This window comes from Rhodovulum euryhalinum (assembly GCF_004342445.1).
Taxonomy (GTDB): domain Bacteria; phylum Pseudomonadota; class Alphaproteobacteria; order Rhodobacterales; family Rhodobacteraceae; genus Rhodovulum; species Rhodovulum euryhalinum.
Map to the genome: position 1 here is coordinate 1 of NZ_SLWW01000017.1, position 26007 is coordinate 26007.

General features: G+C 67.5%; 22 protein-coding genes. 5 read left to right on the plus strand and 17 right to left on the minus strand.

Going from position 1 to position 26007, the window contains the following annotated elements; translation table 11 throughout:
* The 4 genes from EV655_RS16470 to EV655_RS16485 all read right to left on the minus strand — a co-directional run.
* Positions 1–1795 (minus strand): HAMP domain-containing protein (locus EV655_RS16470; RefSeq protein ID WP_132546457.1); only part of this gene is annotated, 1795 nt, incomplete at its 3' end.
* Between the two features lie 71 nt (positions 1796–1866).
* Positions 1867–3036, minus strand: coding sequence for an ABC transporter substrate-binding protein (locus EV655_RS16475; protein WP_132546458.1), 1170 nt, complete (start codon positions 3034–3036; stop codon positions 1867–1869).
* A gap of 231 nt (positions 3037–3267) precedes the next feature.
* Positions 3268–4329: a dipeptidase gene (locus EV655_RS16480; protein WP_424511322.1), complete on the minus strand. Its 1062-nt coding sequence runs from the start codon at positions 4327–4329 to the stop codon at positions 3268–3270.
* A 155-nt stretch (positions 4330–4484) separates the two neighbouring features.
* Positions 4485–5795 carry a P-loop NTPase family protein gene (locus tag EV655_RS16485; RefSeq protein ID WP_132546460.1) on the minus strand — a complete coding sequence of 437 codons (1311 nt, stop codon included), beginning with the start codon at positions 5793–5795 and terminating at the stop codon, positions 4485–4487.
* 151 nt (positions 5796–5946) lie between these two features.
* On the opposite strand from EV655_RS16485, the gene EV655_RS16490 reads away from it, so the two are divergent.
* The gene (locus EV655_RS16490) at positions 5947–7566 is read left to right on the plus strand and encodes a hypothetical protein (RefSeq protein WP_132546461.1); all 1620 of its coding nucleotides are present in this window, start codon (positions 5947–5949) and stop codon (positions 7564–7566) included.
* On the opposite strand, the gene EV655_RS16495 is transcribed toward EV655_RS16490, so the two are convergent.
* From EV655_RS16495 to EV655_RS16545, 11 genes are all read right to left on the minus strand, one after another.
* Positions 7521–8126 (minus strand): prepilin peptidase, encoded by a 606-nt coding sequence (locus EV655_RS16495; protein WP_243645116.1) that lies wholly within the window; start codon positions 8124–8126, stop codon positions 7521–7523. The genes EV655_RS16490 and EV655_RS16495 overlap by 46 nt on opposite strands.
* A 109-nt stretch (positions 8127–8235) precedes the next feature.
* The gene (locus EV655_RS16500; RefSeq protein ID WP_132546462.1) at positions 8236–9087 is read right to left on the minus strand and encodes a tetratricopeptide repeat protein; all 852 of its coding nucleotides are present in this window, start codon (positions 9085–9087) and stop codon (positions 8236–8238) included.
* Between the two features lie 29 nt (positions 9088–9116).
* Complete coding sequence (locus EV655_RS16505) at positions 9117–9719, minus strand: tetratricopeptide repeat protein (RefSeq protein WP_132546463.1); 603 nt, start codon at positions 9717–9719, stop codon at positions 9117–9119.
* The gene (locus EV655_RS16510; protein ID WP_132546464.1) at positions 9682–10671 is read right to left on the minus strand and encodes a type II secretion system F family protein; all 990 of its coding nucleotides are present in this window, start codon (positions 10669–10671) and stop codon (positions 9682–9684) included. The genes EV655_RS16505 and EV655_RS16510 overlap by 38 nt, the downstream gene beginning before the upstream one ends.
* Positions 10672–10683: 12 nt before the next feature.
* Complete coding sequence (locus tag EV655_RS16515) at positions 10684–11652, minus strand: type II secretion system F family protein (RefSeq protein WP_132546465.1); 969 nt, start codon at positions 11650–11652, stop codon at positions 10684–10686.
* A gap of 3 nt (positions 11653–11655) precedes the next feature.
* Complete coding sequence (locus tag EV655_RS16520; protein WP_132546466.1) at positions 11656–13068, minus strand: TadA family conjugal transfer-associated ATPase; 1413 nt, start codon at positions 13066–13068, stop codon at positions 11656–11658.
* 19 nt (positions 13069–13087) lie between these two features.
* Complete coding sequence (locus tag EV655_RS16525; RefSeq protein WP_132546467.1) at positions 13088–14341, minus strand: CpaE/TadZ family protein; 1254 nt, start codon at positions 14339–14341, stop codon at positions 13088–13090.
* Between the two features lie 210 nt (positions 14342–14551).
* Positions 14552–15181, minus strand: coding sequence for an OmpA family protein (locus EV655_RS16530; protein ID WP_132546468.1), 630 nt, complete (start codon positions 15179–15181; stop codon positions 14552–14554).
* Position 15182: 1 nt separating this feature from the next.
* Complete coding sequence (locus EV655_RS16535; protein ID WP_132546469.1) at positions 15183–16604, minus strand: type II and III secretion system protein family protein; 1422 nt, start codon at positions 16602–16604, stop codon at positions 15183–15185.
* A 215-nt stretch (positions 16605–16819) separates the two neighbouring features.
* Positions 16820–17656 carry a Flp pilus assembly protein CpaB gene (gene cpaB, locus EV655_RS16540; protein ID WP_132546470.1) on the minus strand — a complete coding sequence of 279 codons (837 nt, stop codon included), beginning with the start codon at positions 17654–17656 and terminating at the stop codon, positions 16820–16822.
* A gap of 246 nt (positions 17657–17902) precedes the next feature.
* Complete coding sequence (locus EV655_RS16545; RefSeq protein WP_132546471.1) at positions 17903–18124, minus strand: Flp family type IVb pilin; 222 nt, start codon at positions 18122–18124, stop codon at positions 17903–17905.
* 363 nt (positions 18125–18487) lie between these two features.
* On the opposite strand from EV655_RS16545, the gene EV655_RS16550 reads away from it, so the two are divergent.
* The 4 genes from EV655_RS16550 (at position 18488) to EV655_RS16565 (ending at position 22879) form a co-directional block, all read left to right on the plus strand.
* Entirely contained in the window at positions 18488–19336 is an 849-nt protein-coding gene (locus tag EV655_RS16550) for a lytic transglycosylase domain-containing protein (RefSeq protein ID WP_132546472.1), read from the plus strand.
* A 1-nt stretch (position 19337) separates the two neighbouring features.
* Complete coding sequence (locus tag EV655_RS16555) at positions 19338–20771, plus strand: UbiA family prenyltransferase (RefSeq protein WP_132546473.1); 1434 nt, start codon at positions 19338–19340, stop codon at positions 20769–20771.
* A gap of 213 nt (positions 20772–20984) precedes the next feature.
* On the plus strand, positions 20985–21683 hold the full coding sequence (locus tag EV655_RS16560; protein WP_132546474.1) for a 5-formyltetrahydrofolate cyclo-ligase: 699 nt from the start codon (positions 20985–20987) through the stop codon (positions 21681–21683).
* Positions 21680–22879: an NnrS family protein gene (locus tag EV655_RS16565; RefSeq protein WP_132546475.1), complete on the plus strand. Its 1200-nt coding sequence runs from the start codon at positions 21680–21682 to the stop codon at positions 22877–22879. Before EV655_RS16560 ends, EV655_RS16565 begins: the two co-directional genes overlap by 4 nt.
* Before the next feature lie 154 nt (positions 22880–23033).
* Here EV655_RS16565 and thiC read toward each other — a convergent pair whose 3' ends face one another.
* Together thiC and EV655_RS16575 are read right to left on the minus strand one after the other, a co-directional pair.
* Positions 23034–24836 (minus strand): phosphomethylpyrimidine synthase ThiC, encoded by a 1803-nt coding sequence (gene thiC / locus EV655_RS16570; protein WP_132546476.1) that lies wholly within the window; start codon positions 24834–24836, stop codon positions 23034–23036.
* A 360-nt stretch (positions 24837–25196) separates the two neighbouring features.
* Positions 25197–25994 carry a glycoside hydrolase family 25 protein gene (locus EV655_RS16575; protein ID WP_132546477.1) on the minus strand — a complete coding sequence of 266 codons (798 nt, stop codon included), beginning with the start codon at positions 25992–25994 and terminating at the stop codon, positions 25197–25199.
* Positions 25995–26007: the final 13 nt, after the last annotated feature.

Consider the following 26007-nt stretch of genomic DNA (forward strand, 5'->3'; position numbering starts at 1 on the left):
CGTTGAAATCATGCCGCAACTGCTCGTAATCCGCCGGGAACGGCGCATCCAGAGACTCCGTCAGGTCCCCAGACGACAGACGTTGCAGCGCTTCGGCAAGGCGCGTGACCAGTGCGTGCTGTTCTTCGGCACGCTTCTGGCGTTCTTCCTCGGCAAGGCGCTCGTGCTCCTGCATCCGCCCCCGTTCGATCAGACCTTCTCGGAATACGCCCAGCGCCGTCGCCATCCTGCCGATCTCGCCTCCGGTGAAACGGAAGCCGGTGATCGGGGCGAGATCGCCCTTCGACAGCCGGACGGTCAGCCGTTCAAGCCGCGACATCGGCCGTAGGATCAACAGCCAGGTGAGGAACGGGGCTGCGATCAGGATCGCGACACTGCCCATCGCCACCAGTTCGAGGCGCCGCTCGGCACGTTCGGATTCGGCGAGGATCGCATCGCCGGCCTCGACCGCGCCCGTCAGCGCGACGCCGCCATGGCTTGCGGCCAGGTCGCCGATAAGGCGCAGCCGCTCATGGGCGGCGTGGGAGGTCTGTTCGGCGCGCGCCTCGGCGGTCAGAACCTCGGCTCGGGTCGCCACGATACCGTCTTCGGCCGCGGTGAACGCCAGAAGTTGCCCGACGATGACCTCGAGGTCATCGGTCAGGTACACGTTTTCGGACAGTTCCCGGAGATGGCTGGCCGCGTCGTCGAGCTGGGCCTGTGCCGTGCCGATCGCGTCGAGCGAGCGAACAGTGGCCCCGAGGAATGCCGTCGCCACCACGGTTTCGACCGCGATCTCCAGGTTCGCGGCGTCGCGGATCGACTGCACCTCGTTCTCGAGCAGGCGGGTGATCGCATCCTGGTTGAACGTCGCGGTATCCTCGGCGCCGATCATCAGGGTGGCGGTCAGATCGTCGATTGCATAGGTCAGCGCGAGGTTGCTTTCTTCGCGCAACTCCATCAGGCGCTCGCGATAGCCCGCCCGGGCGCGGAAACCCTGGCGCGCCGCCTCGGCGACGACGCCGCGGATTTCTGTGAGGGCCGGCAGATGGTCGGGAATCGCGTCGCGCTCTTCGAGATCGGCGAGAATCGTATCAAGTTCGCCCAGACTTGCCTCGGCAATGTCGCGAAGCGAGTCGGAAAGCGCGCTGTCCTCGGTTTCGGACAGGGCAATCGCGAGGCCGCTCAGAAGGTTGACTTCGCCCCGCGCTCTCAGCACCAGGGTTGTCGCCGCGAAGTCGTAGTCGACGAGGTTCCCGAGCGTGCTGGCGACGACTTCGATGGTCTGGTCGCCGGCAAGCCCCATGTCGTAGACCGCGTCTTCGGTCAGCTGAACCAGCAGTTCGCGGGCCCAGGCAGAGAGGTTGCGAAAGCCTGCAATGGTCGTCTCGAGCGCGGCCTGCTGTGCGAAACCCTCTTTGATCGCGGACTGCATTTCGTCGACCCTCTGTTCGAGGTCCGTCAGGGCCGGGATCATCTCGGCGACCGTCGCATCGGGCAATCCGTTCATCCCCTTGGCGAGGAAGTTCTTTTCCTCTTGGAAGCGGGCCTGCGCCTCCTCGACGTCCGAGGATGAGCGGGCAAGCAGCATGTCCGACAGAGAGTCGCGTATCCCGGCGCTGTGCTGGATCACGGTGACGCTGTCGCGAAGGTCCGGCAGTTGTTCGGCAAGCAGCGCGTTGAACGACGCGGACAGCGTGTTGAACACCATCAGGCCGATCACCACGGCGGTGCCCGTCATCGCGGTCAGGGCCGCAACGGTCAGAGAGATCTTCAGGGCGATACTGCCCAACAGAAAGGACAAAATCCTGCGCATGGGTGCCTCCCGCAGGTGACGGTTGGTCGACGAGAGGGGCGGCACGGCGATGCGTGCCGCCCCCCGTCGGTTCAGCTTTGATCCCCACCTGTCGCCATGGGGACCGGTTCAAAGATGCCGTCCTGCCCGATACGGGCGAGGTAGGCAGTGTCGAGACCCTGGTTGTCGCCAGGGCCGAAGTGCAGCACGAGGCCGCCAAGGTCGACCTCGCCGAGCGCGGCGAGAGTGGCCAGATAGCGTTCGCGGGTAAGCCAAGGCCCGGCCTCGTCGAGGGCGGCCAGCGCGAGGCGGCCGGCGATATAGCCTTCGAGGGATGCGAAGCCCGGCGCCGCCGCTGCATCGAGCATGGCGAGTGCAGCGCGGTACTCGGCCACGATCGGCAGGGTGTCATCCCGGGGAAGCGGAACCGCGCGGGCGAAAACAAGGCCCTCGGCCTCATCCCCGAGGGCGGTGGCCAACGCTTCGGCGTCGGCATTGGCAAGACCGGCAAAGACCGGCGCAAAGTCGAGCGAGGTGGCGAAATCGACGGCCTTTGCCGTGGCGTCCGCGCTGCCAAGCAGCAAAACGGCATCCGGCCGGGTCTTGCGAATACCCAGCATGGCGACCTTGATGGCGCTGGTCCCGCTGGCATAGCGCCCGACGGTGACGGGGGGGAGGTCGCGGCGCGCGAGCCCAGTCTCGATCGCCTTGAGCAGCCCCCGGCCCGCGTCGTCGTTTTCGTGAAGGACGGCAATCCGCCGGGCGCCCAGGCCGTCGATGAGATGGCTCAGCACGGCCTCGATCTCGGTGGTTTGTGTCGGGCGGATGTTCACCGCATTGGTGACCCAGGGCGCGCGCAGCGCCTCGTCTCCGGTGGCCGCGCCGATGAAGGGCATGCCCACCTCGTCGGCGAGCGGCTGGATCGTGCGCGACTGGGCGGCGCCGACGGCGCCGATCACCGCGACATGCGCTGCACCATCGGCCACGAGCCGCATGCGGTCGGCCGAGCGCTCGGGGTCGCGGCGATCACAGAGACTGTCGAGTTCGATCCGGCGGCCATGGATGCCGCCCGCGCGGTTCGCCTCGTCGAAGGCGGCGAGCAGCCCCTGGCGCAGCCCGAGGCCAAGCGCGGCGCCGGGACCCTCGAGCGGCGCGATCTGGGCGAAGCGGACCGACCCAGGTTCGACCCCGTCCGCCGCCTGGCCCGCCAGAGGGGCAAGGCCGAAGACGGCCGCGAAGGCCAGGGTCGAGAAAATATGCATCAGAAAGTCCTGATTTCATGGGCGCTTCGGCGGACATTGCGCCCGAAGCCTTAACAACATGTTCTCCTTCCCCGGCCTGGAAGCTTCGTGTTCCCCGAAAATTCTAACGACTGACCGCGTCGGCTCGCCTGGGGCAGGGCCGTCAAGGGCGCGGGCAAAGCGCCCGGCACGGCAGGGCCGCGCGGGACATTGTGCGATCAGGGACAATCGCGGCGCGGACGCGTGCGGCGCTCAGGCGCCCCAGGTCCTTTCCAGGACCCGCAACCAGTTGCCGTGGCACAGCCGTTCGATCAGCGCCGCGCCGTAGCCATGTTCGGCCATTGCCCGGCGCAAGGCGGGCAGCCCGGCGGCCGTGCCGATATCCGAAGGGATGATCGCGCCGTCGAAATCCGACCCCAGCCCCACCCGGGTCTCGCCCAGCCTGTGCAGCAGGTGGTCAAGATGCCGCAGCATGTCGTCGATCGCGGTATCGACCATGCGCCCGTCGGGCCTGAGGAAGGCCACCGCGAAATTCAGGCCCACCATTCCGTCGCTGGCGGCGATGGCGTCAAGCTGGGCGTCGGTGAGGTTGCGTGCCTGCGGCGTGATCGCGTGGGCGTTGGAATGGGTGGCCACCAGCGGCGCGGTCGACTGCCGCGCCACGTCCCAGAACCCGGCCATGGTCATGTGCGACAGGTCGATGAGGATGCCGAGCCGATTGCAACGTTTCACCAGGTCGATCCCGTCCTCGGTCAGCCCGCCCCCGGTATCGCCGTCCGACGGATAGCGGAAGGGCACGCCCGCGCCATAGATCGTCGGCCGGCTCCAGACCGGACCCAGAGACCGCAGTCCGGCGCGGTAGAGCACGTCAAGCACATGGAATTCCGGGTCGATCGCCTCGGCGCCCTCCATGTGCAGAACCGCCGCGAGAGTCCCGCTTGCGAGGCAGACGCGAATCTCTGCCGCCGTGCGGCAGACTTTCAGCGCGCCCAGCTCCTCCAGCCGGAACAGCGTCGCGGCCTGGGTCATCACGACGGGCAGGGCGTCCTCCCACTCGATCGGGGCGGGCAACGGCAGGTCGTAGCTGCCGGCCCGCATCCGGCCCGTGGTGTCGTCGAGGTCGATGTCGTTCGAAGGCACGAAAATGGCGAAGAATCCGCCACCAAAGCCGCCCGCCCGCGCCCCGGGCAGGTCGAGATGCCCCGCGCGTCCGGTCAGGAACTGTTCGGCGGCCATCGGTCCGCCCGCGCGGAACAGCCGCAGAAGCACGTCGTTGTGCCCGTCGAAAATGGCCGGCTCGGTTGGCAGCGTCACGCGATCCCCGCTTGTCCCACGGGGCTTTGCCCCCCGCATGGCAGGCCGAGCCTAGCGAAAAACGCCACGCGGGAAAGGCCGAAGCCGTGCCCGATCAATGAAACGAAGAACATCCCGGCGCAGGCGGCCGGGCTGTCCCGCGGGGCGCGGTGGGGTCAGTGCAGGATTTCCTCTTCGCGCACGAACATGTTGGCCCAGGCGCGGTCGATCAGTGCGGGGCTCATCTGGTAGGGGATGCCCTCGAATTCGCAGATAGAGATCATCTGGTCGATCAGGAACACCGGCTGGTAGTTGGCGTATTCGTTGTTGATCGAGGGATATTTCTCTTTGAGCAGGTAGATCAGCGTCGCCTCGTCGATCGGCATCTTCTTCTTGCGGGCGACAAGGGCGAAGATCTTCAGGAAATCCTCCTGGCAGGGGCCATCGATCTTGATCTTGAAGAAGATCCGGCGCAGCGCGGCGCGGTCGAAGATCTCGTTCGGGTGGAAGTTGGTCGAGAAGATCACCAGCGTGTCGAACGGCACCTCGAACTTCTCGCCCGATTGCAGCGCGAGGATGTCCTTGGATTCCTCCAGCGGCACGATCCAGCGGTTGACCAGCGCCTGCGGCGGTTCCGCCTGGCGGCCAAGGTCGTCGACGATGAAGACGCCGCCGGTGGATTTCAGCTGCAGGGGCGCCTGGTAGGTCCGCGCGGTGGGGTTGTAAACCAGATCGAGCATGGAGAGCGAGAGTTCACCGCCGGTGATGACCGTCGGGCGGTCGCACAGCACATAGCGCGTGTCGAACCGTCCCGAGGTGCGGCGCAGCGAGTTCGGATCGTCCACCAGTTCCTCGGCGGCGGAATGGACGATCGGGTCGTAGACGGTGATGACCTGACCGGAATACTCGATGGCACGGGGGATGTAGATCCTGTCGCCCAGCGCGTCGCGGATGCCGTTGGAAATGGACGACTTGCCGTTGCCGGGCGGGCCGTACATCAGGATCGACCGGCCCGCGCTGACCGCAGGGCCCAGGTGATCCAGCAATGCGTTCGGCAGGATCAGGTGGCCCATCGCCCCGGTCAGCTGGTCGCGGGTGATCTGGATGTTGCGGATCGACTGGCGCCTGACCTGTTCGGCATAGACCTCCAGCGGCACGGGCATGGCGCCATAATATTCCGACTGGGTCAGCGCGTCGAGCGCGCGCGCCTTGCCGGAATCGGTCAGCTGGAACGCCATCTCGTTGCCCGCCCCGGCATGCAGCGTGCCGGTTGCCTCCAGCAGTCTCTGGCCGCGCGCCATATCCACCAGTTCCTGGGTCACGGGAACCGGCAGGCAGATCGCCCGGGCGATCTCGGTCACGACGTTGACGTTCTTGCGGAACACGGTCTTGAGCAGGATGTCGCGCATCATCACTGCCGGCAATTGCATCTCGGCCAGCGTGCGCGGCGCGGGCGGGGCCATTACCGACGAGGTCTGGATATTCATGGACTTGCCCTGAAACTGCTGCGGTCTTGGCCCGAAAGTCACCGCATTTTGGGGCGATTCTTGGGCGATACACCGGGCGTTTTTGAGACAATCCCGGAAAGACGCGGCGATCCGTCGACCGGCGGACACGAGGCAAGGACGAGGGCAGGGTATGAAGCGATCCGATCCGGTCACGCTGGCGGCGGCAATGGCCGCGGTCCTTGGTCTGGCTACATGGGCGGGGCTGGCACGCGGCGGGCTCTACCCGGTCATGCACGAGGGCGACATGCTGCACATGGTGCAGATCGTGTTGCGCGAGGCCGCGGGCGAGTGGCCGCATCTCGACTTCATGACGCCGCTGGGCGTGCTGGCCTTTGCGCCGGTCACCCTGTTCGTCCGCCTGGGCTGGCCGCTGGCCGAGGCCTTCGTGCTGGGTCAGGCGCTGGTGGGCGTGGTGATTTTGCCCGCGGCATGGTGGGCGGGGCTCGGCCGGCTGCCGCGGGGCTGGGCGCATCTCTTCGGGGCGGGGATCATGGTGCTGGTGGTCGCGCTGGTCCCCGCGACGCCCGATCCCGACATCTCGCTGTCGATGAACTACAACCGCTGGGCCTGGGCGCTGCTGTTCGTGGTACTGGTCGTCGCCGTGCTGCCCGCGCGCTGGGCCGGGCCGCGGGCGCGGCTTGGCGACGGGCTGGTGCTGGGGCTTGGCCTTGCAGCGCTGGCGCTGATCAAGGTGACATTCTTTCTTGCCGCGGCACCGGTCGTGGTGCTGGCGCTCTGGCTCGGGCGCGACCGGCTGGGGGCGATCGTGGCGCTTGCTGCCGGGCTCGCCGTCACCCTCGCCGTGACCATGGCGGCGGGGCCGATGATCTGGCCGGCCTATCTCGGCGACCTCGGCGCCGTTGCATCGACCGAGGTGCGGGCCTATCCCAGCGCCAGCCTGCCGGACGTCGTGGCGGGAACCGCGGCCCGCGTCGGCAGCCTGCTCTACCTCGCCGCAGTGATCCTTGCGCGCCGGGCGGGGCAGGCGCGCGCGGGACTCTTGCTGCTGGCCGCGGCGCCGGGGCTTGTCTATGTCACCTACCAGAATTTCGGCAACGATCCGGTCTGGCTGTTCTTCCTCGGCCTTGCCGCGCTGGCGCTGCGCCCCGTGCCCGGCGGCCGGCATGCGGGCCCAGGCCAGGGGCTGACGGTGGCGGGCTGGGGGGCGCTGCTGCTTGTCGCGCCGGTCTTCATGGCGATGGCCGAAAGCCCGCTGCGCAACCTTGCCGCCGGCGAGGCCGGGCGGGTCGAGATCCTGCCCGGCAATCAGGGGATATGGATGCCCGACGATCGGGTCGCCCATGTCCAGACCCGTGTCAGCCGTGCGCTATTCGCGGGTGAACCCGCCGCGCAGGCGCACACCTTGCCCGAGCCGACGCTTCTGCTGGGTCAGCCGCTGGAGAATTGCCGCCTGATCAGCGGATTGGTCGGCTGGTTCCGCACGGTGTCCGACGATATCGGTGCGTCGGAGTTCGGCGGGCGCCCGGTCCTCGTGGCCGACATGTTGAACGCCTACTGGCTTTACGGTGGCGTCGCCCCGCTGCCCGGGGGGGCGCCCTGGTATTACGGCGGGTTGCCGGGGGTCGAGGTGGCAGAGCTTTTGCTGGTGCCGCAATGCGCGACCCGGCCCGACGTGCGGGCGCGAGTGCTGCGCGAGCTGGCGGATGGCGGCTTTGGTCTGACCGAACTGCGCCGGACGCCGGATTACGTGCTGCTGGCCATCAGGCCTGCGGCCGAGAGCGCGAGATAGGCAACCAGCACGCCCGCAAGTGCGATGCCCATCGGGAAATCGCTGCGCTCCCACGAGTCCCAGCCGGGCAGCGCGCGGCGCACGGCGGGGATGCGGCGGGCCAGCCGGTGCCCGGCAAAGGCCGCCAGCGTCACCCCCGAGAACAGGAACAGGAAGCTGCCGATATCGGCCAGCGCCACGAACGGTGCCATCGCCGCGGCGAACTTGGCGTCACCCGCGCCGATCAGGCGCAGGCTGCTCATCACGAAGCCCAGGACGAGGATCGCGGCAAGGTGTGTCCAGCGCCAGGCCCAGACCTCGACCGGCAGTGCCACCAGCCCCACCGCGGCAAAGACCGCGACCAGCGCCAGAACCGCCCGGTTCGGGATCTTCATCGTCTTCATGTCGCTGCGGGCCACCCAGAAGGCGACCGGCAGCACGAAGGGCAGGAAGGCCACCGCACCGAGCGGCCGGCCCAGCGAAAGCGCCAGCGCCGCAAGCGCGGCCAGGATGGCGAGCGCCATGCCGCCGGCCAGAATGGTCAGCGCGCGCGCACCATGGCGGGGGGAATCGGCGGACATGTCGATCGAACTCATACGGAATCCCGGGGAAACAGGGTCACCGGTCAGGATTGCGGCGGAATCCGGCGGGGGTAAGGCGGCCCGGTGACGCCGGGATGGTTCGCCGCCCTCAGCCCCGCGCCTCAAGCGCGCGCAAGGCGCGGACCGCCGGTTCGAAATGCTGCGGGTGGGTGTCGATCGCGTCCTGCAAAAGCCCCTTGCCGATGCCGACATCGCCCTGCTTGATCGCGGCCAGCGCCAGCGTGTGGTAAAGCTGCGCCCGTTCCGTGGGCGTCATCTGGACCACCGGCAGGTCATAGTTGCGTTGCGCGCCGCGGGCGAGCACCAGGTTGTTCTTGGCGGTAAACAGCGACGGGTCGTAGGTGATCGCCTCGGTGAACAGCCGTTCGGCGCCCTTGAAATCGCCCCGGGTCAGCTTGGAATAGCCCCAGTTGTTGTACACGCCCGAGGGTTTGGTGGTCAGGCCCGCAGCGGTTTCGTAGAAGCTGTCGGCCCGGCTCCATTCCTTGTTGGCATCGGCGACCATCGCCTCGAGCCGGTAGCGCTGATAGGCCTCGTAGGTGGGCGGGATCGCGTCCAGCACTGCCTCGGCCTTGGCCCATTCGCCCACGCGGATCAGTGCGTCGGCATGGTCGACCCGGTCCTCGTTGGTGGCCTCGGGGTGCTCGGCCACCCGCGCCCAGGCGGTGGCCGCCTCGGTGTTCCGCTTGGCCCGGATCAGCGACCTGGCAAGGCCCCGTTGAAAGGTGATCCGGTCGGGCTGCTTCTCGAGATTGCGGCGGAAATAGGTGACCGCCTCGTTGGGGTCGGCCACCGTCATCATGATGTCGTTGAGACTGCTCTCGTCGCCCGAGATCACGTCCTGGACGGCACGTTCGACCTCGGCCTCGCCGGCGTGCTGGCACCCGGACAGGGAAAGGGCGCCGATCACGCAGATCGGAATAAGAAAAACGTGGCGCATGACTGCTGCGTCCTCTGCTCTTTTTTGCCTCAGGGTGTGGCGAGCAACAGGTACCGGTCGCTGCCGCGCCTCACCAATTCGAACTCGTTCTTATTGGGGGCATCATAGGCCGGATCGCCGGTTTTTTCGATAGCGAGCAGAAGATTTTGCCGGATGTCGTCCGAATGGCCACTATCGAGCGCGAAGGCGGTTTCGAAGACGCGCCGGGCCTCTCCGGTCTCGCCCGTTTCCATCAGCACCACGCCCAGATTGTTCCAGGCCGGCACGAAGCGGTCGTCCTCCTTCAGGGCGCGGCGCAGTTGTGTCTCGGCCTGGCCGAGCCGGCCAAGGCGCAGGTTGGCTGACCCGATGGCGGACAGGACGTCGACGGTCAGCCCCTGCTCGGCCCCCGCGCGGTAATAGGCCCTGAGCGCGAGTTCGTACTCGCCCGCGGCCATCAGCCGGTGGCCGACGATCAGACCGTCGACGGCCTCGGTGATCTCGGGCGTGCCGCGGGGCGGGGGCAGGCCCTGGAAGCCGGGCCCAAGACCCGGCCCGGTCTGGCAGGCCGTCAGCACCACAAGCGCGGCCAGGGGCAGGCCGCGCCGGATCGTGTCAGAAGCTCGAATTCGACAGGGTGTCGTAGATCGCATAGATCGAGGGGCCGATCAGGATGATGAGCAGCGGCGGAACCGTGAACATCATCGTGCCCAGTGTCAGCTTCGTCGGCAAGACGTTTGCCTTTTCTTCGGCGCGCATCACGCGCTTGTCGCGCATTTCGGCGGAAAAGACCCGCAGCGCCTCGGCGATCGAGGTGCCGAATGTCGCCGACTGGATCAGCACGGTCACGAAGGACGAGATGTCGGTCACGCCGCAACGCTCGGACATGTCCTTGAGCACCTGCACCTTGTCCTTGCCGGCCTTCATTTCCTGGGCGACGATCTCGTATTCGTCGGCGAGGTCGGGAAAGCCCGCGCGCATCTCACGGGCCACGCGGACGATCGACTGGTCCAGCGACTGGCCGGCCTCGACGCAGACCAGCATCATGTCGAGACTGTCGGGGAAGCCGTTGGTGATCTCCTGCTGGCGGGTCTGGACCCGTCGTTCGACCCAGTATTTCGGCAGGAAATAGCCCACGCCCCCCGGGATGATGACCGACATCAGCAGGTTGGTCGTGCTCAGATCGGTCGAGGCGCTTTTCAGGACAGTGTAGAAGACGCCGAAGATCAGCAGGCCAAGCCCCAGCGCAAGCTGCGCGAAATGGAAGGTCCGGACCGCGTTCTTCGTGCGGTAGCCCGCGCGGACCAGCTTGAGCCGGATCGCCGAGAATTCCTCTTCGTCCTGGGGTTCGAGGAAGTTCGAGAACCGCTCGAGCTTGTCCGCGCGCGAGGTGGGGCGCAGCGAACTCGCCGGATCACGGGTGCCCGCGGCCTTCATCTCGCGGGTCTCGCGCCGGAGCTTGTCCAGGGGATCGACGCGCTTTTTCAAAAGCGCCGGCAGGGTCAGGGCGATCATCAGAAAACCGAGAAGCCCGACCGCGTAAAGCGGCCCGAGTGCGCCGAACCGCTCGACGAGAACGCTGTTGGTTGTGGCGACGATATCCATGGTTCCGGCTCCTCAGACCTTGATGTTGACCATGATCCGCATGAAGATCACGTTCACGACGAGGAACACGCCGACGGCGATCGCGGCGGGAATGAAGGCGGATGTTTCCTTGACCTGGTCGTAGTAGTCGGGTTTCAGCACCGAGATCATGATGATCGCGCCGATCGGGAAGCCCGACAGGAACATGCCCGACCACTTCGCCTCGGCGGTGATCGCCTTGACGCGGCGGAACAGCTTGAAGCGCGAGCGGATCACCGCGGCGAGGCCCGCCAGGACCTCGGCCAGGTTGCCGCCGGACTGCTGCTGGATGGTCACCGCCACCGCCAGGAAGCGCATGTCCTGCATGTCCACGCGCTCGGCCAGATCCTTCAGCGCCTCGCCGACATCGCGGCCATAGGCGGCCTCGTCGGCGATGATGCCGAACTCGGTGCCCAGCGGGTCGGGCACCTCCTTGGCGACGATGTTGATGGCCGAGACGAAGGGGTGGCCGACGCGCAGGCTGCGGACCATCAGCTCGACCGCGTCGGGCAATTGTTCCTCGATCAGGCCGAGGCGCTTCTTGGCCTTCTTGTTGACCCAGACATAGACCCCGCCGATGCCCATCGCGACGGCGACGAGCGCGCGCACCGGCAGCGGCGCGGCGGTGCCCACGGTCAGGCCCAGGAATGCGACGCCGGACAACAGCACCATGATCATGATCAACTGGTTCGGCGTGAAGGCGATGTTGGCCTTCTGCGCCCGTTCCGCAAGCAGCGAATAGAGCGGGATGCCGCGCGCGTTCATGTGCTGGCGCATCTCCTTGCGAAGCTGTTCCAGCACCTTTTCGCGGTCGGTCCCCTTTTCCAGCATCTCCAGCCGGCGGTTCACCTTTGCGTTCAGGCTGATCGACTTGCCGAAGACCGTCAGGTACAGGCCCTCGACCAGCAACAGGACCGCGACGAAGATCACGCCGTAGATGATGGGTTCCGCGCTGATCTGCATGGCTCAATGCCCCCTGTTGGGTTCGAAGAGGCTGGCCGGCAGGTCGTAGCCCCACTGGCGGAAGCGTTCGGAATAGTGGCTGCGTACGCCGGTGGCGGTGAACCGGCCGATGATCTTGCCGTTCGGTTCCAGCCCGAGGCGTTCGTAGCGGAACACCTCCTGCATCGAGATCACCTCGCCCTCCATCCCGGTGATCTCGGTGATCGAGACCATCCGGCGCGAGCCGTCCTGCAGGCGGCTGGCCTGCACGATCAGGTTGACGGCCGAGGCGATCTGGCTGCGCACCGCCTTCAGCGGCATCTCGATCCCCGCCATCGCGATCATGTTTTCCAGGCGGCTGACCGCGTCGCGGGCGTTGTTGGCGTGGATCGTGGTCATGGACCCGTCATGGCCGGTGTTCATCGCCTGCAGCATGTCGATCACCTCCTCGCCGCGGGTCTCGCCCACGATGATGCGGTCGGGGCGCATCCGCAGCGCGTTCTTCAGACAGTCGCGCTGGGTGACCGCGCCCTTGCCCTCGACGTTGGGAGGGCGGCTTTCCATCCGGCCCACATGGGTCTGCTGCAATTGCAGTTCCGCGGTGTCCTCGATCGTCAGGATGCGTTCCGCATTGTCGATGAACCCCGACAGCGCGTTCAGCGTCGTCGTCTTGCCCGAGCCCGTGCCGCCCGAGACGATGACGTTCAGCCGGGTGGCCACGGCGGCCTGCAGATAGGCCGCCATCTCGTCGGTGAAGGCGCCGAACTTCACCAGATCCTCGATCCCCAGCTTGTCCTTCTTGAACTTCCGGATCGACACGAGGCTGCCATCGACCGCGATCGGCGGCACCATCGCGTTGAAGCGCGAGCCGTCGGCCAGGCGGGCGTCGACATAAGGGTTGGATTCGTCGACGCGCCGGCCCACGGCGGACACGATCTTGTCGATGATCCGCAGCAGGTGGCGTTCGTCCTTGAAGGTGATGTCGGTCAGCGTCAGCTTGCCGGCCCGTTCGACGAAGATCTGCTTGGGTCCGTTCACCAGGATGTCGTTGATGGTCTCGTCCTGCAGCAGCGGTTCCAGCGGCCCGAGGCCCACCACCTCGTCATAGAGTTCCTGGTTGAGCTGCTGGCGGTCCTCCTTGTTGAGGACGATGCCCATCTCTTCCAGCGCCTCGCCCGCGATCGCCTGAATCTCGGCGCGCAGTTCCTTTTCGTCGGCATGTTCCAGCGCGGCGAGGTTGAGGTTCTCCAAGAGGCGCTTGTGCAGTTCGACCTTCAGCTCGCCCAGCCGCTCCTTGCGCTTGCGTTCCTTGTCGACTGGCGCAGGCTTGGCCGGGGCGGTCTTGGGCAGCGGTGCCGGGACGGGCGCCTGCTGGCCTTCGGGCGCTGTGGCCGGTCGCGCGGCCCGGGCGTCGGCTTTCTTGTATCTGGAGAACATCGGGCTTGCGCCTTTCCTGTCACGCCTCGGCCGTGGCCGAGATCTGGCCCAGCTCGTAGAGCGAGGCCGCGAGTTTCTGGATTTCCCTGCGCAGCGGCGCCTTGGCGGCGGTCTCGGCCAGCGGCAGGCCATGGTCGCCCGCCTCGGTGATCACCTTGCCGCCATCCGGCAGGTGGATCTCGATATCGATGTCGAGGCTTTCGGCCAGCCGCTTGACCCGGCTCTTGCCCGACAGATCGGTGAATTTCGGTGCCCGGTTCAAGGCATAGCGCAGCCGTTCGTGCGGCAGGTCCTCGGATTTCAGGGCCCGGATCAGCCGCAGCGCGTTCTGGGCCGAGCGCATGTCCAGCTCGACCAGGGTGAAATAGACATGGGCCTGGCTCAGCACCGTTTCCGTCCATTGCACCAGCGTGGTGGGCATGTCGATCACGACGAACTCGAACTGCGCGCGCGCCATCTCGATCAGCCGCTTCACGTCCTCGGAGGTAATGATGTCCAGCGGCAGGATGTCCGCGGGCGCGGTCAGCACGTGCAGCCCGTCCTTGTAGGTCTGCAGCGCCTGCATGAAGCTGTCGCTGTCCATCGAGGGGATGTCCGACAACATCTCGAACACCGCGTCCTTGCGGGGCAGGTCGAGATAGGTCGAGGCCGACCCGAATTGCAGGTCGAGATCCAGAAGGCACACGCGGCCGTTCGACCCCTTGGCGGCCAGCGCAAGTTCCCAGGCCAGGTTGACCGCGAAGGTCGACGCGCCGACACCCCCCGCCAGCCCGTGGACCGGCAGCACCACCCCGTCGCGATCGGATTTGGAGACCGCGGGCCGTGCCTCGCCGCCCGCGCCGCGTGCGATCGACGCGACCGGATCGGGGCGGCGCAGCCGCTCGACCGCCTCGTGCAGCGCGCCTTCGGGCAGGGGGTAGGGCACGAAATCGTCCGCGCCCACGCGCATCAGCTGGTGCAGCGCGATCGGGCTGAGTTCCTCGGCGATGACGATGACCTTGATGCCTCGGCGCTTGGCATTGCGGACGATCTCGCCGATGAAGCCGATGTTGTCCTCATCCTCGTCGTCAACGGCGATCGCGATGAATTGCAGCGAACTGCCGTCGGGCTGGTCGAAGAAGCTGTTGGCATCGGGGAAGGCGAGATCGCCCCAGCTTTCGCCCAGCTCCGCCTCCATGTCCTCGATCAGCAGGTCGAAGTTCTGGATGTCCCGGGACACCGTGCAGGCGATCACCGGAGCCGGTTCGGATTGCAAGGCGGCCGTGCTCGTCATCGTCCCATTCCCTCCTTGCGGACCGGCCCGCGGGCCGTCCGGCCGCGTCGGAAGCCTGTCCACGCACGACTCGCCGCCGCGCGCACTGCTCTCGATCAGGGAATGTGATGACCAATCTGGGCAACATTACGGCCCGAAAGCCGAAATTGTTGGAATTCCGGCTGCGCATCGCCCCGGTGACAGTCCGAACCGGGGCGCGGGTGGGGCAGCCTAGTCCTCGTTATGGGGTTCCTGCGCGCTTTCGAGATACAGGCCGTAGGTGCGCTGCATGTACTTGCCGTCATGGATCAGGCGCTTGGGCTCGAGGAAGCCCCAGACCTCGGTCACGGTGCGGCGGTTGCGCCGTTCGCGCCCCTCGGTCACGACCAGCGGCTGGGTTTCGCCATAGGATGCGACCGCCTCAAGCCGCGAGCGGGAAATGCCGCGCGATACCAGGTGGTTGACGGCGGCGCGGGCGCGCCGCAGGCCCAGCGCCTTGTTGTAGGCCGCACTGCCGACCAGGTCGGTATGGCCGTAGACGCGGAACTTGACATAGGGGTATTGCGCGATCCATGCCGCCTGCGCGTCCAGCTTGGCGCGCGCCTCGCCGTCAAGCTGGGCACTGTCGAAGGCAAAGTTGATCGTGCTGTCCACCTCGGCTGCGAAGCGGCGGTTGAGGTTGATCGCCATCGCCCGCGACCCGGTGTGCACCAGCGCGTTGCTCATGGTGGCGTTGCCGAAATCTCCGTCGTCCAGGCTTGCCCCGGCGGGGCGGTTGAAATCCGCGATCTGCCTGGGGCTGCAGCCGGTCAGTGCGACCGCCGCGGCCAGTGTCAGAAGGGCAAGAGGGGCGCGCATCATGTCACTCCATCACATAGCCGTAGGAGCCGCTGAAATCCTGCCGCGCGACCTCGCCCGCGGCGCCCTTCCTCGGCGTGTTGGGGGCGGACAGTTCGCCGAACAGGAACAGTTCGCGCTCGCTCGGCGGGCGCACCCGGTCGGTCGGCAGGGCCAGCGCCTCGCCGCGGGTCGGGCTGACCAGATGCGCCGTGACGATGATCACCAGCTCGGTCTGACCCCGTTCATATTCCGCGCTGCGGAACAGCGTCCCCAGGATCGGGATGTCGCCCAGCCAGGGCACCTGTCCCTTGAGGCTGCTGAAATCGTCCTGCAGCAGGCCCGCCACCGCAAAGCTTTCACCGTCGCGCAGTTCCACCGTCGTCTGGGTGCGGCGGGTCGAGAAGCCGCTGATGGTGATGGTGCCGTCGGTGTAGGTGGTCGAGGGGTCGACGCCGCTGACCTCGGCACGGATGCGCAGGTTGATGTTCTCGCCCACCACGCGCGGGGTGAAGTCGAGGCCGATGCCGAAGGGCTTGAACTCGACGGTGATGTCGCCATCATCGCCCACCACCGGGATCGGGTATTCGCCACCGGCGAGGAAATTGGCGTTCTGCCCCGACAGCGCGGTCAGGTTCGGTTCGGCCAGCGTGCGGACGAAGCCCTTTGATTCGAGGGCTTCCAGCAGGACGTTCAGTTCCACATCGCCGGCGCCGATGCCCAGTGACAGCACGCCGGTGCTGTTGCGCGAACGTTGGGCAAGATGCGGCGGGCTGGCTGCAAAACTGCCGAGGTTGTTCCCCTCGGTTGCGGTGATGGTGCCGCCCAGCACGTTCAGATCGCCGCTGATCCCGCTGATCGCAAGGCTGGTACTCAGGCTCTTGGAGATCGAGCGGCTCATCTCGGCGAAGCGGACCTTCAGCATCACCTGCTGGCTGCCCGCCACCGTCATCAGGTTCGAGATCCGCTCGGGCGCATAGCGCGAGGCAAGGTCCAGCGCGCGGTCCACGGCCTGGGCCGAACTGACCGTGCCCGACAGCACCAGGCCGTCATTGGCGGACCGCACCTCGATCGCCTCGCCCGGCAGCACCTCGCGCAGGCGTTCCTTGAGTTCGCTCATGTCCGGGGTCACGCGGACCTCGACATTGGTGATGAGGCTGCCGTCCGGGCCCAGAAGCGTCAGCGTGGTGCGCCCCGGCGACTTGCCAAGCACGTAGATCGAGCGGTCCGACAGGGTCGAGATGTCCGCGATCTGCGGGTTCGAAATCGACAATTCGGCGAACACCTCGTCGCTTTCGACCACCACGGCGCGATTCATTGGAACCGTCAACTGACCGGTGGCCTTGCCGGTCAGGGTGCGCAGGGTCTGGGCCTTTGCCTCGGCCACGGGGACTGCCGCAGTGGCCAGGCCAACGAGGCCAGCCACCATGAGCGCCTTGATTTTCATGTGATCCTGCCTTTCCGATCACGCCTCTGGTCGGGTCTTCATGCCCATATTGCAGGGCAGCATGGGCCAACCGGCGTTTTATTGCAAGATTCAAGCGATTGCGGAATTCGCCTTATGTGGATATCCCGCAACATCACCAAGATCGGACAAGACGGCGCGCCGCAACCGCAAGATGCGGACCGGCGCGCTAGGGGTTGTGGGCAGGGCGCCCGGGATCAGTTCGTGCAGGGGATCGGAATCTCCATCACTTCGCCGCCCCGACGGGTTCGAATGGTGCAAACTTCCTCTTTCTCGACCTCGACGATCGGGGTGTCCTCGATGCCGAGCAGCAGCTTCTGGTCGACCTCGACCACCTCTGCCATCTCCTCGTCCTGATTACCGACCAGCGACAGGGACAACCGGCCGGTGGACTGCGCCTGGGCCAGGGCGGCAACCTGTTGGGGGGTGGCTTCGACGGTCACGGTGCGCGCGATCAGCGGGCGCGACGTGTCCTCGTCCGCGATCTGGTCGACCGCGATCAGCGGGATGCCGGTCTGGATCAGCCGGGTGACCTGCTTGTCCTGTGACTGGCCGGTCCAGTAGACGTCGACCGTGTCGCCCGGCCGCAGGAAGCCCGACACGCCCGAGGCGACGTCGACGCGGATCGCGAAGGCGCGCATGCCACGGCTCAGCCGCGAGGTCAGCCCGGCGTCCCCGCCGGGCGCGGTGACCTTGACGGCGAGCAGGGGTTCGCCAGCCTCCATCGCACGCAGTACGGTGCGGAATTTGGGCTGTCCGTCGGGGAAAAGCTCCTCGGCGGTCTGGAACACCCCTTCGGGCAGCGAGTCCTTGGGCCACAACACGCGGCGAAGGTTTTCCAGCGTGACCTGCTGGCCGTAGCGCAGGGGTTCGTTGGCGACGACGACGGGCACGAGGTCCACCTGCTCGGCACGCGCCGCGCGTTCCTCGGCAAGCTGGCGTTCGTATTTCTGGATGTAGCCTTGGGCCATGTAGACGGCGAAGCCGGCGAGCCCCAGGCCCACCAGGAGCACCAGTCCGAAAATCATCCGCATGGCGTGTCCTTTCCTAACGCAGGCCCGGGGCGCCGTGCCCGGACATGCCGATCCTGACCTTTGGCCGCAGACTGAACGGCGATTGCGGCGAAAACGGGGTTATCCCTTGGCCTGAAGGCGGATTTTGCCCGCGCCCGAAACAATTCCGCAACTGCCACCCGTCGCGGTCGAAGGCAGGGAAAGAAATGAGAAGGGCCGCATCCGGGGATGCGGCCTCTCCGGTTCCGCCTTGAAACGCGGGGTGACTTATTCGGTGCCGTTGCCCCAGCCCAGCGAGCCAAGTTGCTTGACCTCGGCGGAGGTCAGCGAGGTCTTGATGTCGACGGCCAAGGCGTCGACGCCGGTTTTCACCTGGCTCAGAACGGCGATGCCCAGGCCCACGATCGCGGCGGTCAGCACGACCCAGTCCACGGTCACGGCGCCCGACTCGTCGCTGCGGAAGCGCTTGATCATGTCGAAAAGTTTCATTTTGGTCCCTCCAGTAGGATGCTCGTTCACTTCAACGTGCCTTGTCGGAGACTGTTGGGCCGGTCTCTGTCCTGACCCGTAACCGCCTCGGCATGGGGGAATAAGGCCACCCGAATCGGGCAAGAGTTGGGCTGAGCCTTGTCAATTTCTGCCCGGCAGGAAAATTTGCGGAATCTTCTAACAACTCCATGAAAACGCGTTATAAAAGCCCCACAATTGAGAAGAATTTTTTGAATTCTGGGGCTGTTTGCGCTGGGCACACTGCGCTTTCGCCGCGACGATGGGCCATTCGATATGGCCTTTGACACCGGATTCTGCATAATTCTGCAAAGACGTTCGGATCGGGCAGGACAGAAAAAGGTCATGGCGTCGAGGCTTATCGTGGCGACTGTCGCGGCAATCTTGCTGGCGACCGCGGGCGCGGCGGAACCGCCGCCCTGGCCCGACTTCAGCTTCAAGCGGGTGAAGCCGCCCGCGCCGGGTACGGCAAGGCGCATCACCGTCCAGGTGCAGCCCGTCGAACCGCGCCTGCCGCCCGCCGCGGCCCCGGTTGCCCGGCCCGAAACGCCCGAGACCGGGGCCGGGGCCGAGTCCGGTACCAGTGGCGACGCGGGTCCCGGTCCGGGCTGGTTCTGGGCCCGCGTCTCGCCCGCGCTGGCCGATGGCGGCCCCGGGCGGCTGGCCCCGGCGCTGGCGGCACTCGCAAAGCCGCCGCTGGGCGAAACCGTGCCGGCGCCCAGGCTGCAACGGTTGCAGGACATTGCCGCCACCCACGGGGCCGAGATCCTGATGGCGACGGTCGGAACCCGCGTCTCGCCCGCGCTTGCGCTTGCGGTGATCGGGGTCGAGAGCGGCGGGCGGCGCGCTGCGGTCAGCCCCAAGGGTGCGACCGGCCTGATGCAGCTGATGCCCGCGACCGCGACGCGGTTCGGCGTGGCCGACATCCTAGACCCGTGCGCCAACATCCGGGGCGGTGTCGCCTATCTCGACTGGCTGATGGGCGAGTTCGGCAACGACCCGATCCTGGTACTGGCCGCCTACAATGCGGGCGAGGGCGCGGTGCGCAACCATGCCGGCGTACCGCCCTATGCCGAGACGCGCAACTACGTCCCCCGCGTGCTGGCCGCCTGGGCGGTGGCGCGCGGCCTGTGTCAGACGCCGCCCGAGTTGATCAGCGATGGCTGCGTGTTCCGGGTGATGGGGGCAGGCTAGCATGGGATCGCAAAAGCCGCTGGTCCTGGACGTGGACGGCACGTTCCTTCGGACCGATCTTTTCCTGGAATCCGTCTGGGCCGGGCTCGGCCGCGATCCGCGCGCGACGCTTGCCGCCCTGGTCCGCACCCGCGCCCGTCCGGCCGCGTTCCGGCAGGCAATCACCCGCCTTGCCCCGCCGCGGGTCGATCTGTTGCCACTGCGGGCCGAGATTGCCGAACGCGCGCTTGCCGCGCGCGAGGCCGGGCGCCAGGTGGTGCTGGTGTCCGATGCTGACGGCGATCTGGTGGCCGCCCTGTCCGACCATTACGGGTTCTCCGGCGGGCTCGGTACCGAGGGGCAATCCCGTTTGACCGGCGAAGACCGGGCAGAGGCGCTGAAATCGGCCTTCGGGCTGCGCGGCTACGACTATGCCGGCGACAGCGGGCAGGACCGCGCGGCGTGGAAGGCGGCGGACCGGGCGGTGGTGGTGGGCGAGCATCCGCGCATCGCGGACGACCTGCGCGCCGCGGGGCGGCGGGTCGACGCGGTGCCGGGCGGCTGGCGCTGGCGCGATCTCGCCCGTGCATTGCGCCCGCACCAATGGGTCAAGAACGTGCTTCTGGTCCTGCCGGTGCTCGCGGCGCATGATTTCACGCTGCCGACGCTGGTGCTGGTGCTGGCTGGGATGGCGGCCTTCTCGGCGGCGGCCTCGTCGATCTACATCGTGAACGACCTGCTCGACCTCGAGGCCGACCGCCTGCACCCGACCAAGTGCCGCCGCCCCTTTGCCGCCGGGGCGGTGCCGATCCGGGCGGGCATGGCGGCGGGCGGTGCGCTGGGGCTTGTCGCGCTTGCGATCGGTACGGTGCTGGGACCGGCGTTTCTGGGCGTGCTGGTGCTCTACATGGCGCTGTCGCTGGCCTATTCGCTGCGGCTCAAGCGGATGCGCTGGATCGACGTGGCGACGCTGGCCGCGCTTTACACGATCCGGGTGGTGGCGGGGGCGGCGGCGACGGGGGTCGCGGCCTCGATCCTGATGCTGGTCTTCGTCTTCCCGGTGTTCCTGGCGCTGGGCTGCGTCAAGCGGATGACCGAACTGGCGCTGTCCCGAACCGACGAGCGTCTGCCGGGGCGCGGCTATGGCCGGGCCGACCGGGGCGATCTGCTGAACGTGGCCGCGATCGGCGTGGTGGGCGCGCTGGTGGTATTCTTCGCCTACAGTTTCACCGAGCAGGCCCGGATGCTCTATCCGACGCGCTGGATGCTCTGGGTGGCGCTGATCCCGCTTGCCGCCTGGCTGGTGCGGATGGTCGTGCTGGGCTATCGCGGCAAGCAGGACTACGACCCGATCGTCTTTGCGCTGCGCGACCGGGCCGGGCTGGGGCTGGTCTTCTTCACGCTCTCGTTCATGTTCTACGGCGCGGGGCTCTGGCAGCGCTGGTTCGGGTTCTGAGGGCGCCCGGCGCGCCATGCGCGGGGACCATTCCGGGTGGTTTTGCCGTACGGTGCAAGTCTATTCTGAAACGCGCTTGCAGGTCTCCCGTTGGCGGAAGGAGCGCGACGTCCGTCGGCTTTTCCGGATGGCCCGGCAATGCCCGGGGTTCGGCGGTCGCCACCGGGCCGGTATAGGGTATAGTCTGAAGGCCATTGGGCAAGGATGCTGCACATGAGCGACCAGGACAGCGGAAGGGGGCGCTATGCCTCGCCGCCCTGCATGGCGGGTGATCTGGCGCCCGGCTATTTCGATCCACTTGGCGTCGACCCCGCGCAGGCCGGTGATGTGGACCGCTGGCGCCGCGCGGAACGGGCACGCCTGCGGGCCCGGCGCCAGGCGATGAGCGTGGCAGCGCACCAACGGGCGAGCCATGCGCTTGCCGGGCACTTGCGGGATTTTCTGTCGTCGCGCCCGGGCGGCGCGAAGGGGCGCGTCGTCTCGGGCTATTGGCCGATCAAGGGAGAGCCCGACCTGCGCCCCGTGCTGGCCGAGTTGCACGACGCGGGCGTCATGGTCGCCTTGCCGGTGGTCGAGGTGAGGGCCGCGCCGCTGGTCTTTCGCAGGTGGAGCCCGGCGACGCGGATGGTGCTGGGCGACTGGAACATCCCGGTGCCGCCCCCGGATGCGGGAACGCTCACGCCAGACATCACGCTTGCCCCCGTGATGGGTTGGGACAGCGCGGGCTATCGACTGGGATATGGCGGCGGGTATTTCGACCGGACGCTGGCGGCGCTTTCCCCGCGCCCCGTGTCGATCGGTGTCGGGTTCCAGTCCGCGCAGCTTGCCACGATCTACCCGCAACCCCATGACATCCCGCTGGACGTCATCCTGACCGAAGCCGGCATCCAGTTCACGAGAGGTATACGATGAGCGGCACCGCCGGGAAAATGCGCGCCTGGGACGGGCCGGCGATCCTGAGCTACGGCTTTCGCCCCTTCTTTCTGGGGGCCGCGGTCTGGGCGGCCTTGGCCATGGCGATCTGGGTCGGCATGCTGACCGGCGCGCCGGGCCTGCCCACGGCCCTTGACCCGGTATCCTGGCACGCGCACGAGTTCCTGTTCGGCTATCTCGGCGCGGTCGTCGCGGGCTTTCTGTTGACCGCGGTACCCAACTGGACCGGACGGCTGCCCATCGTGGGCTGGCCGCTCGGCGCCCTGTTCGGAGTCTGGATCATCGGCCGGATCGCGATTGCCGTGTCGGCCGTCTTGCCGCCCGTGTTCGTCGCCGCGGCAGACCTGCTGTTCCCGGTCATGCTTGCCGCTGCCCTCGCGCGCGAGATCGTCGCGGGGCGCAACTGGCGCAACCTGATCGTGCTGGCGATGCTCGGCGTCCTGATCGCGGGGAACGCCTTGTTCCACTGGGAAGCCGCCAGGGGGCGTATTCCGGCGCAGGGCGCGGGGCTGCGTCTGGGGCTGGCGGCCGGCATCATGATGATCGGGGTGATCGGCGGGCGGATCGTGCCCTCGTTCACGCGCAACTGGCTGGTGAGGCGTCAAAGCCCCGTCCTGCCGACGCCGCCGATGCAACGGTTCGACACGCTGGCGCTGGCGGCCTTGGGGCTCGCGCTTCTCGCCTGGGTCGCGGCGCCGGACGCGACGGTCACGGGCGCGGCGCTGATCGTCGCGGGCGGTCTGCATCTGGGCCGCCTTGCACGATGGGCCGGGCATCGCACCGGTGCCGAGCCTATGGTGCTGGTCCTGCACGCCGGGTACGCCTTCGTGCCGGTCGGCGCGCTGGCGGTCGGGGCGGCGATCCTGTGGCCCGCGGTCCTTGCCCCGGTGGCGGCGCAACATCTCTGGATGGCGGGCGCCCTCGGGTTGATGACGCTGGCGGTGATGACGCGCGCGACGCTTGGCCATACCGGACAGGTACTGAGCGCCGATGCGGGCACGATCACGATCTACCTGCTGCTGGTCGGTGCGGTGCTGATGCGTTTTCTTGCGGGGGCGTTCCCGACATTCGCGTCTGCGTTCCATGTCCTTTCGGGCCTCGCCTGGATCGGCGCTTTCGGCGGCTTTTCCGTGCGCTACGGGCGATACCTGCTGACGGTCCGCCCGGCGCGGTAAGCGATCGGCCGAGGCATGGCCGTCCTCGCCAGGTTCCGCGTGCATCGCGCGTCCACGCGGCACGGCGCCGGCGCGAAAGGCCCCGCAAAGCGCGTGCGGCGGGCCAGTCGCGTCCATGAGCCGAGGGGCCTGCCCAGGCCGTGCGGCGAAGCGCCTATCCGTCGCTTCCCTCGTCGAGCGTTACGTAGAGCTCGCCGGTCTTGCGGAACGCGGTCGCCATGTCGGCCATTCCCTTCTCGCGGGCGGCGTCGCGGATGTCCTGGCTGATCTTCATCGAGCAGAATTTCGGCCCGCACATCGAACAGAAATGCGCCACCTTGTGCGCCTGTTTCGGCAACGTCGCGTCGTGAAGGGCGCGCGCCGTGTCGGGGTCAAGCGACAGGTTGAACTGGTCTTCCCAGCGAAAGGCGAACCGCGCGCGGGACAGCGCGTCGTCGCGGGCGCGGGCGCCCGGATGACCCTTGGCCAGGTCCGCGGCATGGGCGGCGATCCTGTAGGCGATGACGCCGGTCTTGACGTCGTCGCGGTCGGGCAGGCCCAGATGTTCCTTGGGCGTGACATAGCACAGCATCGCGGTGCCGAACCACCCGATCATCGCCGCGCCAATCGCACTGGTGATGTGGTCGTAGCCGGGCGCGATATCGGTGGTCAGCGGGCCCAGCGTGTAGAACGGCGCCTCGCCGCACAGGGCCAACTGCTTGTCCACGTTCTCCTTGATCTTGTGCATCGGCACATGGCCCGGCCCCTCGATCATGACCTGAACGTCATGGTCCCAGGCGATCCGCGTCAGTTCCCCCAGCGTTTCCAGTTCCGCGAACTGCGCCGCGTCGTTGGCATCGGCGATCGAGCCGGGCCGCAGCCCGTCGCCCAGTGACAGGCTGATGTCATAGGCCGCGCAGATCGCGCAGATCTCGGCGAACCGCTCGTAGAGGAAGCTCTCCCGGTGATGCGCCAGGCACCACTTGGCCATGATCGAGCCGCCGCGGCTGACGATGCCGGTCACGCGATCCACGGTCAGCGGGATATGGTGCAGGCGCAGCCCCGCGTGGATGGTGAAGTAATCCACACCCTGTTCGGCCTGTTCGATCAGCGTGTCGCGGAACAGGTCCCAACTCAACTCCTCGGGCACGCCGCCGACCTTTTCCAGCGCCTGGTACAGCGGCACCGTGCCCACCGGCACCGGCGCGTTGCGCAGGATCCACTCGCGGGTGGTGTGGATGTTGCGCCCGGTGGACAGGTCCATCACCGTGTCCGCCCCCCAGCGGATCGCCCAGACGAGTTTGTCCACCTCTTCCTGCATCGACGAGGTGACCGCCGAAGTGCCCATGTTCGCGTTGATCTTGGTCAGGAAGTTTCGGCCGATGACCATCGGCTCAAGCTCGGGGTGGTTGATGTTGGCGGGCAGGATGGCGCGGCCGGCGGCGATCTCGGCGCGCACGAATTCGGGCGTCACATGGTCGGGAATGGCCGCGCCCCAGTCGTGGCCGTCGCGCAGCCCCGCCATGTCGCGCCCCTGGTTCTCGCGGATCGCGGCGAATTCCATCTCGGCGGTGACGATGCCGCGCCGCGCATAGGCCATCTGCGTGACGGCACCCGCTCCGGTACGGGCCCGGCGCGGCCGGTGGTGCAGGGGGAACGCAGGCGCAAGGCCCGCGCCTTCGGCAAAGCCGTTATCGGCCGCCGCGACGGGCCGGGGCGCGTGGGTTTCGGTATCGCCGCGCGCCTCGATCCACGCGGTGCGTATGCGTTGCAGGCCCCGCGCGATGTCGATTGCCGCATCCGGATCGGTATAGGGCCCCGAGGCATCATAGACGACAAGCGGCGGCTCGTCCGACGACGGGTCCAGGTCGATCCGCCGCATCGGCACGCGCAGATCGGGATAAAGCGTCCCGGCGACATGGATCTTGGACGATGCGGGCAGCGCGCCGCATGTCAGGGTCTTGGGGTGCTCGGTCATTGGGTTCTCCTCAAGTTCGCACTCAAAAAGACCCGTTGCGACATGAGGCAGGAGAGGGGGGGGCAGATGGCCCGGATGGACGCGGCCCGCACCTTGGTCTTCCTACGCCAGTATCACCTGGGTCAGGTTCGAAGGGTCGCGTCACCGCATGTTTCCATGCCGTCAGCCTCTCAGTCCCCTTGGCGGGACTCCCCTGACACCTGCGATAAGACCAGCCCGTTCCGGTGGGGTCAACAGGCAAACGGCGGGCCCCATGCCGCCCAGCGCGACGCCGCCGTCGCGGACCCACGCCGATGTCCGCAGGTGCCCGGACGGGTTGTCCGGCAGTGTCCTGCCCGGCCGCATCGGGTTCAGGAAGGGTTACAACGCGGATCGTTCCCACGCCGTCCAGCTTGCCAGTGAGCCGCGAAAGACGTTGATGTCGACCGGGCCGGGCACCCCCTCGACGCGGCCGGTGCCGGTATATTGCCAGAACGTCCAGCGCGCGCCGGGATATGTCTCGCGCGGATGGCCCGCGACCGAGCGCAGCCAGAATTCGGTGCCCGGCAGCCGCTCGATCCCGGTGTCGCGGGAGAAATCCACCGTGGTGTAGACGACCGGCCGCCGCCCGTAATGGCGTTCGAGGATGTCGAGGAAGGTCTTCGCCTCGGCCCGCACGGTCGCGGGGTCGGGCCGGTGCCGGCAGGTCGGGGAGCGCGGGTTCCACTCCATGTCCAGCACGTGCGGCAGGCTGGCCGCCGAACGCGGCACGTTGGCGATGAACCAGCGCGCCTGTGCGTCGGCGGGCGCGCAGAAGTAGAAGTAGTGGTATGCGCCGCGCGCCACCCCGGCGCGGCCCGCGCCCTCCCAGTGCGTGCGGAACATCGGATCCAGTTCCTCGACCCCCTCGGTCGCCTTGACGAAGGCGAACGAGACGCCCGCCGCGCGCGCGGTGGCCCAGTCGATCGCGCCCTGCCAGCGCGAGACGTCGATGCCGTGCACCGGATAGGACCAGGGCGCCTCGCCGTCCCAGGCATGGGGGTCGTGGTCGGCAAACCGCGGGTGCGGGGTCGCGATGGCGCGCCCGGCCGCTTCGGGGCCGGGGGGCAGCGGCCCAGGGGACGGGCCGCCGCAGGACATCAGGGCAAGCGCGCAGAGGGCCACCAACGTGCGCAGCATGGCGTGCGGTTCT